The sequence below is a fragment of the Pseudomonas shirazica genome, assembly GCF_015168335.1.
Lineage (GTDB): Bacteria > Pseudomonadota > Gammaproteobacteria > Pseudomonadales > Pseudomonadaceae > Aquipseudomonas > Aquipseudomonas asiatica.
In genome coordinates this window covers 1,907,191-1,921,361 of record NZ_CP063456.1, presented here as the reverse complement: position 1 = coordinate 1,921,361, position 14,171 = coordinate 1,907,191, and the positions used below count along the sequence as shown (strand labels likewise).

Sequence of the window (14,171 nt, the reverse complement as noted above, 5' to 3'; positions counted from 1 at the left end):
TTGACACACTTAATACACCAAGTGAATTATGTATCCATTCCAGCGAGGAGAACCGCCATGAAGATCGCCAGTTTCGATGTCGACGCCCAGAACGGCTTCACCAGCAACGTGCCGCAAGAGCTGCCGGTTCCCGAAGGCCATGAAATCGCGGTAGATCTTAATACCATGGCCTTGCGCGCCGACCTGCGCCTGGGCAGCAAGGACGCCCACCCGGCCAACGCCGCCTGGGTAGTCGCCGACCCCGCGCACATGCTGCAGCCCCTGCAGCTGGCCAACGCCGACCTGACCTGGGTCAGCCACTGCGTGCCCGGCACACCCGGCTTCGAGTTGCTGCCCGGCCTGCCGGCCCCCATCGACTATGACTATTTCGTATGGAAAGGCGTCGAGCCCGACCTGCACCCCTACGGCGCCTGCTACCACGACCTGGCCGAACGCCGCTCCACCGGGGTGATCGAGTACCTCAAGGTGCAGCAGGTGGGCGCGGTGATCGTCGGTGGCCTGGCCCTGGACTATTGCGTCAGGACCACTGCGCGCCAATTGCGCCAGGCCGGTTTCCAGGTGCTGTTGTACCTGCCGGCCTGCCGCGCCCTCACCCAGGCAGGCGCCATCGAAGCATGTGGCGCCTTGGCCGCCGAGGGCGTGATCCTCTGCGGCGACGAAGCCGCGCTCGACCACCAGCTCTCTCTGATCAAGGAAGACCGCCCATGAGCGACAGCGTTTTCGGCCCACGCATCATCCAGAACCTGCTGGACACCGACTTCTACAAGATCACCATGATGCAGGCGGTGCTGCACAACTACCCCAACGCCGAGGTGGAATGGGAATTCCGCTGCCGTAACGGCGAGAACCTCGCACCTTACCTGGCGGAAATCCGTTACCAGGTAGAGCAACTGGCCGATGTCAGCGTCACGCATGACCAGCTCGCCTACCTGGAGAAGATCCCGTTCATCAAACCGGATTTCATCCGTTTTCTCAGCCTGTTCCGCTTCAACCTGCGCTATGTGCAGGTGGGTCTGGATGATGCCGGGCAACTGGCGATTCGCGTGCGCGGGCCGTGGTTGCACGTGATTCTCTACGAGATCCCGCTGCTGGCGATCATCAGCGAGGTGCGCAACCGCTACCGTTATCGCGAGGTGGTGATCGAGCAGGTCCGCGAGCGCCTGTATCAGAACCTCGACTGGCTGAAGGCCGAGGCCAGCGCCGAAGAACTGGCCGGTTTCCAACTGGCCGACTTCGGCACCCGGCGGCGCTTCTCCTACCGGGTGCAAGAAGAGGTGGTGCACATTCTGAAGCGTGACTTCCCGGGCCGCTTTGTCGGTACCAGCAACGTGCACCTGGCCCGCGAATACCAGCTCAAGCCGATCGGCACCATGGCCCACGAGTGGTTCATGGCTCACCAGCAACTCGGCCCGCGCCTGGTCGACAGCCAGGCTGCCGCGCTGGAATGCTGGGTGCGGGAGTACCGGGGGCTGCTGGGCGTCGCCCTGACCGACTGCATTACCATGGACGCGTTCCTGCGCGACTTCGACCTGTACTTCGCCAAGCTGTTCGATGGCCTGCGGCACGATTCAGGCGATCCGCTGGCCTGGGCGGAAAAGGCCATTGCCCACTATGAGCGGCTGGGGATCGACCCGAAGAGCAAGACCCTGATCTTTTCCGACGGGCTGGACCTTGCCAAGGCGCTGGGGTTGTACCGGGCGTTGCATGAGCGGATCAATGTGAGCTTTGGCATTGGTACCAGGCTGACCTGCGATATCCCGGGCGTGGAGCCGATGAATATCGTGATCAAGATGACGGCCTGCAATGGGGCACCAGTGGCCAAGATTTCCGACAGCCCAGGCAAGACACAGTGCCGGGATGAGAACTTCGTGGCCTATCTGAAGCATGTCTTTCGGGTGGATTGAGGCCAGCACAATCACCCCACCTCTTGCAGACCAACACACAACTCCAGAAACCGCGCCGCAGCCCGCGACGGGGTGGCTGCATGCGGCACCAGAATGGAAAACCGCCGCACCAACGCCTGCGGCACAACCTGCAACCGCTGCAACGCCCCGTCCTCATGTCGGATCGACATCGCCGACACAAAGCCAATCCCCATCCCGGCTCGCACTGCCTCCTTCACCCCTTCCACGCCAGCAATTTCCAGCGCCACGCGCATCGCCACGCCGCTGCGGGCAAATGCCCGCTCGACGATCTGTCGCACACCCGAGCCGCTCTCGCGCAGCACCAACGGGTAAGCCCCCAGCGACGCCAGTGTCTGCCGATCACTGCCGGCCAGCGGATGACCACGTGGCACGATGGCCACGATCTCGTCCTCCCGCCACGCCGTCACCGCCGTGCCCAATGGCAGCTCCTGCCCAGGCGGCCCTTCGATCAGGGCGATATCGACGCTGTCCAGCGCAGCGACGATTTCTGCCGTATTGCCATTGGAAGTGCTCACCAACACCTCCGGGTAGCGGGCATGGAAATCGGCAATCAGGTAAGGCAGCAGGTAGCTGGCCGGCGTGGTACTGGCGCCGATGCGCAAGGTACCGCGCTCCAGCCCGCGCATGGCCTCGCGTAGTGCCTGGGCCTGACGGAAGGTTTCACGCAGGCGCTCGGCATGGGCCAGCAATTGCTCGCCAGCTGCTGTAAGCCGCACACCACGGCCGGCGCGCTGATACAGCGGCTCGCCAAAGGCCTCCTGCAGCAGTTTGAGCTGGCCAGACACCGCCGGCTGCGACAAGTGCAGGGCCTGGGCCGCATGGCTGATGTTGCCGTGCTCGGCGACGGTGGCGAACGTTATCAGTTGTTCTGGGGTCATGAATCAAAAATATCAGCTAAATGGATATTTGCCATCCTAAATTACGATTTTTTATAAGCTTATAACCAGATTAACGTAGTCCATGTCGAAACACCTTTCCGGAGGACTCACATGGCCACGGCTCCGTCCAACCCCGCCTTTGCACCTACCCTTTCTACCCGAGGGCGGCTCAATGGCATTCTGTTCGTCGCGCTGTTCGCGCTTGCGGTCACCCAGTTGGCCGCCCTGCCCGCCATCGCCAACCTGGGTATCAGCCCGCTGATCGTCGGTATCGTCGCCGGTGCGCTTTACGGCAATGCACTGCGTGACGGCGTTCCCGCCAGCTGGGCGGCGGGTATCAACTTTTCCGCCCGCGGCCTGCTGCGCATTGCCGTGGCCTTCTTCGGCCTGCGGGTGAGCCTGCAGGAAATAGCCGAAGTCGGCTGGTCCGGGCTCATCGTGTCGTTGCTGGTGGTGTCCAGCACCCTGCTGATCGGCCTGTGGTGCGGCATGAAGCTGTTCAAGCTGGACCGCGATACCGCCTTGCTGACCGCCGCAGGCAGCGCCATCTGCGGCGCCGCTGCGGTTCTGGCCTTCGAGTCGGCCCTGCGCAGCGCACCGCATAAAAGCGCCATGGCGGTTGGTAGCGTGGTGCTGTTCGGCACCCTGTCGATGTTCCTCTACCCATTGGCGATCAATGCCGGCTGGCTGCACCTGGATACCATGGGCGCCGGGCTGTTCCTGGGTGGCACCATTCACGAGGTGGCCCAGGTGGTCGGTGCCGCCAGCAACGTCAGCCCCGAGGCCACGCATATCGCCACCATCGTCAAGATGACCCGTGTGATGCTGCTGGTACCGGTGCTGCTGGTGGTGGGCCTCTGGATCAGCCGCGCGCGCCAGCCGGGCCAGGCACAGGGCAACGGGCGCATCGCCATGCCCTGGTTCGCCTTCGGCTTCCTCGCGCTGGTGCTGGTGAACTCGCTGCAGGTGTTGCCGGGCAGCGTGACCCAGGCGGTCAACAGCCTGGATACCTTCGCCCTGACCATGGCCATGACCGCGCTGGGGATGGAGACGCGCCTCAGCCAGATTCGCCAGGCTGGGCCGCGGGCGCTGGCCACCGGGGCGATTCTCAACCTCTGGCTGGTGTTTGGTGGCGTGGCGATTACCCTGGGTGTGCAGAAGCTGTTGGGATGACTTGAGACCGAGCCGCCTGCTTCGCGGGTAAACCCGCTCCCACAGGTATTGCGCTGCTTTCAGAACCTGCGCCGTACCTGTGGGAGCGGGTTTACCCGCGAAGCAGGCGGCTCGGTCTGATGAGGTTTTTGTTGCCCCCCCTCGTTGCCGCCCACATTTCTCGGTATGGTGTTGTCAAAGAAGGATGTTTTACCCGCACAGGAAAGACTTAGATGCCTCAACGCCATGTCATCAATGCATCCGTCAGCCCCAAAGGCAGCCTGGAGACGCTGTCACAACGTGAAGTGCAGCAACTGAGTGAAGTCGGTACCGGTAGCCTTTACACCCTGTTCCGCCAGTGCGCCCTGGCCATCCTCAACACCGGCGCCCATGTCGACAATGCCAAGACCATCCTCGAGGCCTATCAGGACTTCGAGGTGCGTATTCATCAACAGGACCGCGGCGTGCGCCTGGAGCTGCTGAATGCCCCGGCAGACGCTTTCGTCGATGGCGAAATGATAGCCAGCACCCGTGAAATGCTGTTCAGCGCCCTGCGCGACATCGTCTACACCGAAAGCGAGCTGGCCAGCCAGCGCATCGACCTGGAAAGCTCCCAGGGCATCACTGATTACGTGTTCCACCTGCTGCGCAACGCTCGCACCCTGCGGCCGGGCGTGGAGCCGAAGATGGTGGTGTGCTGGGGTGGCCATTCGATCAGCAGCGAGGAATACCAGTACACCAAGAAGGTCGGCCACGAGCTGGGCCTGCGCAAGCTGGACGTGTGCACTGGCTGCGGCCCGGGTGTGATGAAGGGCCCGATGAAGGGCGCCACCATTGCCCACGCCAAGCAACGCATGCACGGCAGCCGCTATCTGGGCCTGACCGAGCCCGGCATCATCGCCGCCGAAGCACCCAACCCGATCGTCAACGAACTGGTGATCCTGCCGGACATCGAGAAGCGACTGGAAGCCTTCGTCCGTGTCGGCCACGGCATCATCATCTTCCCGGGCGGTGCCGGCACGGCCGAGGAGTTCCTCTACCTGCTGGGCATCCTCATGCACCCGGACAACCAGGAGCTGCCGTTCCCGGTGGTACTCACCGGGCCGCGCAGCGCCGAGCCGTACCTGCAACAGCTGCACGCATTCGTCGGCGCCACCCTGGGTGAGGCGGCGCATCGCTTGTACGAGATCATCATCGATGACCCGGCGGAAGTTGCCCGATACATGGTCGAAGGGCTCAAGGCGGTGAAGCAGTTCCGCCGCGAGCGCAACGATGCCTTCCATTTCAACTGGCTGCTGAAGATCGAGGAGAGCTTCCAGCGCCCGTTCGACCCGACCCACCAGGCCATGGCCGACCTCGACCTGCGCCGCGAGCTGCCAGCCCACGAACTGGCCGCCAACCTGCGCCGGGCGTTTTCCGGAATTGTCGCCGGCAACGTGAAGGACAAGGGCATCCGCCTGATCGAGGAACACGGGCCGTATCAGATCCGTGGCGACAGCGCCGTGCTGGACCCACTGGGCCGGCTGTTGCAGGCGTTCGTCGACCAGCACCGGATGAAGCTGCCGGGCGGCGCGGCGTATGTACCGTGCTATCAGGTGGTGACCTGATTCGCCATTCTTGCTGAGGCCCCATGGACGGGGCCTGCAGCTATTTGGCTTTTTGGATGTGGGCATTCACATCGAGTAGGCATTCATTCGCGATGGTGGCGCCAAGTCACCTTTCCGCCCTTACGGCGGGTCCCTTAAGTCGCAATCGGCGGCGCCTGAACTATCGCGCGCTTAGAAGCAAAAGCAAAAAGCAAAGGCAGACGCAAAGGCAAAACTGCTACTAACTGAGGTCGGCCATCGGTCGTTCGACGAAGCGGATGCTGTCGCGCCCACCGCGCTTGGACTGGTACAAGGCGACATCCCCCTGTTCGATCAAGGCCGCCAGGCTCGTCGGCGGTTGGTCGAACAGGTTGGCGCCGATGCTCAAGGTGACCGGCTGCGGCGTAGGCACCGTCTTGCTTGCATACTGCTGAAACTGCTCGCGCAGCAGTCCACCCAGCTCCATGACCCGCTCGCTGCTCGTACCACACAGCAGAATGACGAACTCATCACCGCCCAGCCGCGCCGCCAGCGAGCGCTCGGGCAGCACCGTGCGAATCATCTCGCTCAGGGCAATCAGCAAGCGGTCCCCTGCAACATGCCCGTGCAGGTCGTTGACCAGCTTGAAGTTGTCGATGTCGATCAGTAGCAAGGCCCCGGGCTGCGTTGAATCCACTGCCTTGAAGAAAGGCCCCGCCCGCACCTCCAGTGCGCGCCGGTTGTACAGCGCCGTCAATGGATCCCGGGCCGCCAGACGGGCAATCCGCTCCTCTCGGCGGTAGCGCACGGTGCCGGTCATCGACAAGGCAATCAGCATGATCGCCATCGCACCTTCGACCAACGAAACCTGAATGATCAACCCACCGAAGGTGGCCAGGTCAATCAGCGTACCCGGTGTGATCGCAATGATCGCCTTGGCCACATAGAACAACCCATGAACCAGCAAAACGTAGCGCAACTGCACGGCACCAACACTCAGCGACTTGCCATGCGGCCGCAAAAGCCAACTGGCCTTGAGCGTCAACAGCGCCACCAGCAACGAGTTGACCATCAGCATCACCTTCGACCACTGCGGCCCCACAGGCAACAGCAGCAAGGCGAACCACACCAGCACCACCGATAACCAGATACGCGACAGCCGCACCTGGGTGAAGCGCAACACGCCCATCAGGAAGAACCAGTGCGCCACCACCAGCAAGCCGTTGGCGAACCAGATGCCGATCAGCAACAAACCGATACCGCGCAGCAAGGCCAGGGTGGAACCAATCGTGATGGTGGCAAAGCCTGCGCTCCAGAACAGCAGCGACGGCTCGCGAACGCTGCGCCACTCGATCGCCAGGTACAACGCAGCCGCGGCAGCCAGGGCGATCGAGATAGTCAGCATCGTGGGTGGATCAAGCGCCATAAACGGATTGGCCTATCTGGTTAACGAGGAAAAGGCCCGATTGTATGCGCTCGTGATGACTTTTCAGAGGAGCCTTACACCACCAGCCTGCAAATGATAGCCCAGCCCTGGCCAATACCCGTGCGGGCGAAATGTCATATTGACATCAGCGTGCCGTTTACACCACACGACACAAGGCCGCTTCCGCAAAAGCGCGCAAATGCCCTTAGAGCACCCGCTTGATCAGCGGCTCCAGCCGGCTACAGCGCAGCCGCCGCAGGAACCTGCGCACATCCTTGGGGTGCTCGGCCTTGGCCCCCAATTCCTCTGCCGAGCCGATCTTCGGCGCATGCCGGCGCAGCTCGGCCAGCTCTGCTTCCCTTGGCCCCAGCCATTGCCCTTGCGGGTCATCGATCAGCAGGCCGTTCTCCAGGTCCAGATTGAAGCCGCGCGGATTCAGGTTGTTACCGGTCAGCAACGAATAGCGTTGGTCAACCCACACGCCCTTGGCATGAAAGGTATGCCCGGGGTCGTTCCAGATCCGCACCTGCAGCTGGCCGCTGGCAATCGCAGCGTGGCGACGTCGAGTGAAGGCGCGCAGGTTGTCTTCATACAGGTAGGGCAACGCACCGCTGGCACTGAACGGCTCGCCGGGGGCGATATAGAAGTCGTTGGCCGTGCGATCACCAACGATCAGTTCCACCCGCACGCCACGCGCCAGGGCATGGTCGAGTTCGCGCATCAGCACCCGGGGAGGGTTGAAATACGGCGTGCTGATGATGACCTGCGTGCGTGCCGCAGCCAGCAAGGCGCACACTGCACGGTTCAGCGGGTTGCCACGGCCCACACCCAACAGCGGGATAACCCGCAGGCCCTGCCCCGCCCCGCTGGCCGGTGCCTCATAGGCCATGCGCCGCAGCCGCGCGCGCAAGCGCCGGATGTCGCCGCGCAGGCTGCGGGTGGAGGGTGGCGCCGGCAGGTCGAGGCGCGGTGTGGCGGTGTGGTGCAGCAGGCGACGCACCAACCCGACCATGGCGTCGGCCAGCTCTGGTGACTGGAACAGGTGGTAGCGGTCCAGGCGGTAACGGTCGAAACGGTGCAGGTACACATTGTTCAGGCTGGCGCCGGTGTAGATCACGCAGTCGTCGATGATGCTGCCCTTCAGGTGCAACACGCCAAACAGCTCGCGGGTCTGCACAGGCACGCCATGGATGACGATATCCAGCCCATGGTGCTGGCGCTGGGCCTGGTACCAGGCGGCGTTACCCGGCTGGCGCCCGGCACCCAACAGGCCGCGGCGGGCACGGAACCAGTCGACCACGATGGTGATTTCCAGCCCGGGCCGCGCGGCCTTGGCCTGGTACAAGGCATCCAGCACTTCCTGGCCAGCCTCATCTTCCTGCAGGTACAGCGCAACGATGACGATACGCCGGGTTGCGGCGCGGATGCGCTCGAGCAGGCAGGCGCGGTAGGCCTTGGCATCGGGCAGCACCTGGATCGACTCGGCCGACATGGCGTAGCCTGGCAATGCCGCCAGCATGGATTCGGGGTTCAAGAACGATCACCTTCTGTGTGCAATCACTGTCGTGCATCAGCTTGCACAGGAAGTTTGAAATGGTCCAGCCCCCGGATAGCATGGGGCTGCTTTGCAGCCCTATCGCGACACAAGGCCGCTCCTACAAGCCAGCGCCGAATCCACATGCGGCGCCGAACCTGTGGGAGCGGCCTTGTGTCGCGATAGGGGCGCAAAGCGCCCCCATTTCTGACAAAGCTATTTCAGGTCAAAGCGATCCAGCTCCATGACCTTTTCCCAGGCCGCGACAAAGTCCCGCACGAACTTGTCCCGGCCATCACTGCTGCCGTACACCTCGCTCAATGCCCGCAACTGGGCATGGGAGCCGAACACCAGGTCAACCCGGCTACCGGTCCACTTCACCTGGCCGGTCTTGCGATCACGCCCTTCGAAGGTTTCGTTATCCGCCGAGGTCGGCTTCCACTCAACGCCCATGTCCAGCAAGTTGCGGAAGAAGTCGTTGCTCAGGGTACCGACCTTGTCGGTGAACACGCCCTGTTGGCTGCCGCCATGGTTGGCGCCGAGCACACGCAGGCCACCGATCAGCACGGTCAGTTCCGGCGCGGTCAGGGTCAGCAATTGGGCCTTGTCCAGCAGCAGTTTCTCGGCCTTGACGCTGTAGCGGGCCTTGGTGAAGTTACGGAAGCCATCGGCCAGCGGTTCCAGCACGGCGAACGACTCGACGTCGGTCTGCGCCTGGGAGGCATCGACACGCCCAGGGCGGAACGCCACGCTGACGTTGTGCCCGGCGTCCTTGGCAGCCTTTTCCACTGCGGCGCCACCGGCCAGAACGATCAGGTCGGCCAGGGAGATTTTCTTGCCACCGGCATTGAACTCGGCCTGGATTTTCTCCAGCGCCGCCAGCACCTTGCCTGTGCCCTGGTTCGCCGCCCAATCCTTCTGCGGCGCCAGGCGCAGGCGGCCACCATTGGCCCCGCCACGCTTGTCCGAACCGCGGAAGGTCGACGCGGCTGCCCAGGCAGTGGCCACCAGCTCGCCAACGCTCAGGCCCGCCGCCAGCACCTTGGCCTTGAGCGCGGCAATGTCCTGCTCGCCTACCAGCGGGTGATCGACTTTTGGCAGTGGGTCTTGCCACAGCAGCTCTTCGTTGGGCATTTCCGGGCCCAGATAGCGCGCCAATGGGCCCATGTCGCGGTGGATCAACTTGTACCAGGCGCGGGCGAAGGCGTCCGCCAGCTGGTCAGGGTTATCCTTGAAGCGGCGGGCGATCGGCTCGTAGATCGGGTCGAAACGCAGCGCAAGGTCGGAGGTGAGCATGGAAGGCGCGTGGCGCTTGGCCGGGTCATGGGCATCCGGCACGGTGCCTGCCCCCTTGCCCTCCTTCGGCCGCCACTGGTGGGCACCAGCCGGGCTCTTGGTCAGTTCCCAGTCGAAGTTGAACAGATTGTTGAGGTATTCGTTGCTCCATCGGGTGGGGGTCGAAGTCCAGGTCACTTCCAGGCCGCTGGTGATGGTATCGCCACCCTTGCCGCTGCCGAACTTGTTGGCCCAGCCCAACCCCTGCAGCTCCAGGCCTGCTGCTTCCGGCTCGGGGCCGACGTTGTCGGCAGGGCCGGCACCGTGGGTCTTGCCAAAGGCGTGGCCACCGGCGATCAGCGCCACGGTTTCTTCATCGTTCATGGCCATGCGGCCGAAGGTGTCACGGATGTCCTTGCCCGAGGCTACCGGGTCGGGGTTGCCTTCCGGGCCTTCCGGGTTCACATAGATCAGGCCCATCTGCACGGCGGCCAGCGGGTTTTCCAGGTTGCGCTCGCCCTCCAGGGTACGGCCCTGCTCCTCGGGGCGCTTGGCCGGCTCCGCCACCAGGTCGCCCTTGCCGGGCGGCTGGGCCTTGCCGTAGCGGGTGTCACCGCCCAGCCAGACCTTTTCCGAGCCCCAGTACACATCTTCGTCCGGCTCCCACACATCGGCACGCCCGCCAGAGAAGCCGAAGGTCTTGAAGCCCATGGACTCGAGGGCGACGTTGCCGGTGAGCACGATCAGGTCGGCCCAGGAAATCTTGTTGCCGTACTTCTGCTTGATCGGCCACAGTAGCCGCCGGGCCTTGTCCAGGCTGACGTTGTCCGGCCAACTGTTGAGCGGGGCGAAGCGCTGCTGGCCAGAGCCTGCACCACCCCGGCCATCGCCAATACGGTAGGTACCAGCGCTGTGCCAGGCCATGCGAATGAACAACGGGCCATAATGGCCGAAGTCGGCGGGCCACCAGTCCTGGGAGTCGGTCATCAAGGCGGTCAGGTCTTTCTTCAGCGCCTGGAAGTCGAGGCTCTTGAACGCCTTGGCATAATCGAAATCCGGGTCCATCGGGTCGGATTTGGAGGAATGTTGATGAAGAATTCTCAGGTTGAGCTGGTCAGGCCACCAGTCACGGTTGGTGGTGCCGCCACCTGCGGTTTGATGGAACGGGCATTTCGATTCGTTCGACATCTGCGGGTACCTTTGGGTCGGTTATCCAGATTTCCGGTCTATGCCAGGTGTTCTTTCAGCCGAGCGCGTGGGCTCGTGCTACCCCTCATCAGGTCTACACGGGGCTTGCGAAGCTGTCATGACGGGGTTGGCGTGGTCTTGCACAAAGGTGCTGACATGCCGCCCGCTGGCAGAATTCGCGGGGCCAGGGGAAAGACTAGCCGAGCTTGGGCAGAGTTCTAATAGAGTGCCTATTGAGGGGCGATAGCTTGGCTCTGTCAGGTTCGTGCCCGCGAACAGGCCGGCACATCCATACAAGGCAACCAAGCTGTCCGCATGCTCCAATACAACGCCAACCCTTCCAACCCGGAACCCGTACCCTCATGAATCGCAACGACCTGCGCCGCGTCGACATGAACCTGCTGGTACTGTTCGAAGCCCTGATGATCGAACGCAACCTGACCCGGGTCGGCGAAAAGCTGTTCATCACCCAGTCAACCGTCAGCGCCGCCCTCGCCCGCCTGCGTGAGCTGTTCGACGACCCGCTGCTGATCCGCAACGGCCGGGCCATGGAGCCCACGCCACGGGCCATGCAGATCTTCGCCGAGCTGGGGCCGGCCATGGATGTGATTTCCGCCGCCATCAGCCGCGCCCGCGAGTTCGACCCGGTCAACAGCTGCAACGTGTTCCGCCTGGGCCTGTCGGACGATGCCGAATTCGGCCTGTTCCCGGCCCTGCTGCAGGCGCTGCGCGAAGAGGCCCCGAATATCAGTGTGGTGGTGCGCCGGGCCAACTTCCTGCTGATGCCGGGGCTGCTGGCCAGCGGCGAAATTTCGGTGGGCGTGAGCTACACCACGGACCTGCCGGCCACCGCCAAGCGCCGCAAGCTGCGCAACATCGGCGTGCGGGTGCTGCGCGCCGATGACCGCCCGGGCCCGCTGACCCTCGACGAATACTGCGCCCGCCCGCATGTGATGGTGTCGTTCTCCGGTGACATGAGCGGCAATATCGACCTTGACCTGGCACGCATCGGCCGCTGCCGCAAGGTGGTGCTGGCGGTGCCGCAATTCGGCAGCCTGCGCGCCCTGCTGCGCAACACCGAGCTGATCGCCACGGTGCCAGACTATGCCGCCTGCGCCCTGGCCGACGACGGCAGCCTGCGCGCCGACCCGGCGCCGTTCGACATCACCGAGGCCGAACTGTCGATGGTCTGGAGCGGTGCCCAGGACAATGACCCGGCCGAGCGCTGGCTGCGCGAGCGCATCCTGCAGTTCATGGCCACGCAGTGATGCATCGACCTCATCGATAGCCACCATGAATGCCATCAAGTTCCCCTGCGGTCAGCCCGGGCGGAAGATGGCGGCATACACCGATTGATGAGGCTCCCATGAAAACCGGCATGATCGCTGCCCTGCTCGCCTTGTTGGCCGCCCTTGGCGGTTGTGCCAGCCCGGCAGCTACCGACACGCAGCCTTACGGGCACTTCTATTCGGCCACGGCAATTTCCAGTGTCGCCCTGGCCCCTGGCCAACGGGTGGCGGTACTGCTGGGGCGTGATGCCGAAGCGACCCTCGAATACCTCGGCAGCCATCGCACCCAGGCAGGCGCACCGGCCCATGGCCAACGTGTCCCTGTTGCGACCCTGGGCAGCGAAAGCCAGGCGTATGACTGGCTGGCGCGGTCACTGGCGCAGCAGTTTGCCGAAGTGACTTTCTATGACGACCTGGACACACTGCTGGGCGACCACCCGGACGTGATCGTGCTGCTGGACACCGAAAGCCGTTTGGCCAGTGCGGATATCGAAAGCAGGGTAGTAGCGCGCTTTTTCGATGACCAGCTGACCTATATCGGCCGCGCTGAGGGACGGGCAAGCAAGAGTCTGGGCGATGTGGCGAGGGTGGTCGAGGATGAGCGGGCGGTGCAGGCGGATGCGCTGCGGGACTTTGACGATTCGTTGCAGGCGCTGTTGAAGGGTCGCGTTTGAGGCCCCCTTCACTGATATAGCGCAAATGCTCGGGCACAGCACCGGCCTGTAGGAGCAGCCTTGTGCTGCGAAGAGGCCAGTACCGCCACAGAATTTCTTCTGCCACACCGGCCCTTTCGCAGCACAAGGCTGCTCCTACAGGTCGGTGCTGTAGCTGTAATAACCGCGGTAAAGCTTCTACTTACCCCGCTGCATCCACGCCGCCCCCAGCCCGCTGAGGCAGATCACCGAGATGCCCACCAGGCTCAGGGTGTCCGGCACCTGGCTGTAGACAACCAACCCAAGCAACCCGGCGAACACGATCTGGCAATAGCTGAATGGCGCCAGCAAGGCAGGTGCCGCATGGCGGAAGGCCTGAGTCAGCAGCAGGTGCGCCGTCATGCCAAAGCCCCCCAGCGCCAGCATCAGCAGCGCATGGTCCCAACGCGGCATCTCCCAGAAGAACGGCACCAACGCACTCATCGCCAGGGTGTTGCACAACCCCGCATAGAAATTGCTGGTGGTCGGGCTGTCGTGCGCGGCCAGGATGCGCGTCAGCAACTGATAGAAGCAGAAGCCCAGCGCCGATCCAAACGGATACAGGATGGCCGGGGTAAACATCGCCCCGCCCGGGTGCACCACCACCAGCACGCCGATGAAGCCCATCACCACCGCCACCCACTGCCCCACCGTCACCCGCTCCTTCAGCAGTGGCGCCGACAGCGCAGTGACCAGCACCGGGGCAAGGAAGTTGACCGCCGTGGCCTCGGCCAGTGGCAGGTACTGCAGGCCGGTGGTGAACAGCAGGCTGGTACTCAGCAGGCTCAGGGCGCGTAACGTCTGCAACAGAGGGCGGCGAGTGCGCAGCACGTTGAGGCCGGCCTTGGGGAGGAAGATCCCGGCCATCAGCAGCGTGTGCACCACATACCGCGCCCACACCACCATGATGATCGGGTACAGGCCGCCCAGGAACTTGGACAGGGCATCGTGACTGGCGAACAGGAACGTCGCCACCACCACCAGGGCGATGCCGCGCAGGGGTTGGTTGACTCCGGACAGCGGTGTGCTGGAACTCATGGCACTCTCGATGACGGCGCGGCTTGATGCGGCGCCCAGTGAAGGCCGCGCAGGCGTTGCCTGGCGGATGCAACAGCTCGGATTTTAGAAGAGATGCCGAAGAATAAGGAAGTTCAATCGCCGCCAGCCAAGGCCGACTGCAATTTCTGTTCGCTGATCGACCACTTTCCGCCCCACGCGCATGGCCCGTACCGTGCTGATCGCCGACC

The 14,171-nt window shown here is 63.6% G+C and carries 11 protein-coding genes; 6 read left to right on the top strand and 5 right to left on the bottom strand.

Annotated features, from left to right (window positions below):
- Positions 1 to 57 precede the first annotated feature (57 nt).
- Complete coding sequence (locus IMX18_RS08870; protein ID WP_015270741.1) at positions 58 to 708, top strand: isochorismatase family protein; 651 nt, start codon at positions 58 to 60, stop codon at positions 706 to 708.
- Positions 705 to 1,904 carry a nicotinate phosphoribosyltransferase gene (pncB, locus tag IMX18_RS08865; protein ID WP_015270742.1) on the top strand — a complete coding sequence of 400 codons (1,200 nt, stop codon included), beginning with the start codon at positions 705 to 707 and terminating at the stop codon, positions 1,902 to 1,904. The genes IMX18_RS08870 and pncB overlap by 4 nt, the downstream gene beginning before the upstream one ends.
- An 11-nt stretch (positions 1,905 to 1,915) precedes the next feature.
- On the opposite strand, the gene IMX18_RS08860 is transcribed toward pncB, so the two are convergent.
- A complete protein-coding gene (locus tag IMX18_RS08860) occupies positions 1,916 to 2,803 on the bottom strand; it encodes a LysR family transcriptional regulator (RefSeq protein WP_015270743.1) in 888 nt (295 codons plus the stop codon).
- Positions 2,804 to 2,914: 111 nt separating this feature from the next.
- Between IMX18_RS08860 and IMX18_RS08855 the strand changes: the two genes are divergently transcribed.
- Positions 2,915 to 3,976, top strand: a complete 1,062-nt coding sequence (locus IMX18_RS08855; RefSeq protein ID WP_015270744.1) for a YeiH family protein — start codon at positions 2,915 to 2,917, stop codon at positions 3,974 to 3,976.
- Positions 3,977 to 4,188: 212 nt separating this feature from the next.
- On the top strand, positions 4,189 to 5,562 hold the full coding sequence (gene ppnN, locus IMX18_RS08850) for a nucleotide 5'-monophosphate nucleosidase PpnN (protein ID WP_015270745.1): 1,374 nt from the start codon (positions 4,189 to 4,191) through the stop codon (positions 5,560 to 5,562).
- A 220-nt stretch (positions 5,563 to 5,782) separates the two neighbouring features.
- Here the strand turns inward: ppnN and IMX18_RS08845 are convergent, their stop codons facing one another.
- From IMX18_RS08845 to katG, 3 genes are all read right to left on the bottom strand, one after another.
- On the bottom strand, positions 5,783 to 6,925 hold the full coding sequence (locus tag IMX18_RS08845) for a GGDEF domain-containing protein (RefSeq protein WP_054572596.1): 1,143 nt from the start codon (positions 6,923 to 6,925) through the stop codon (positions 5,783 to 5,785).
- A gap of 226 nt (positions 6,926 to 7,151) precedes the next feature.
- Entirely contained in the window at positions 7,152 to 8,480 is a 1,329-nt protein-coding gene (gene pssA, locus IMX18_RS08840) for a CDP-diacylglycerol--serine O-phosphatidyltransferase (protein ID WP_217190146.1), read from the bottom strand.
- 216 nt (positions 8,481 to 8,696) lie between these two features.
- Positions 8,697 to 10,943 (bottom strand): catalase/peroxidase HPI, encoded by a 2,247-nt coding sequence (gene katG / locus IMX18_RS08835; protein WP_015270751.1) that lies wholly within the window; start codon positions 10,941 to 10,943, stop codon positions 8,697 to 8,699.
- Between the two features lie 362 nt (positions 10,944 to 11,305).
- Here katG and IMX18_RS08830 point away from each other — a divergent pair, with 362 nt between their 5' ends.
- Together IMX18_RS08830 and IMX18_RS08825 are read left to right on the top strand one after the other, a co-directional pair.
- Positions 11,306 to 12,211, top strand: coding sequence for a LysR family transcriptional regulator (locus IMX18_RS08830; RefSeq protein ID WP_013973059.1), 906 nt, complete (start codon positions 11,306 to 11,308; stop codon positions 12,209 to 12,211).
- A 98-nt stretch (positions 12,212 to 12,309) separates the two neighbouring features.
- Complete coding sequence (locus IMX18_RS08825) at positions 12,310 to 12,906, top strand: hypothetical protein (RefSeq protein WP_015270752.1); 597 nt, start codon at positions 12,310 to 12,312, stop codon at positions 12,904 to 12,906.
- A gap of 177 nt (positions 12,907 to 13,083) precedes the next feature.
- Here the strand turns inward: IMX18_RS08825 and IMX18_RS08820 are convergent, their stop codons facing one another.
- A complete protein-coding gene (locus IMX18_RS08820; protein ID WP_015270753.1) occupies positions 13,084 to 13,962 on the bottom strand; it encodes a DMT family transporter in 879 nt (292 codons plus the stop codon).
- Positions 13,963 to 14,171: the final 209 nt, after the last annotated feature.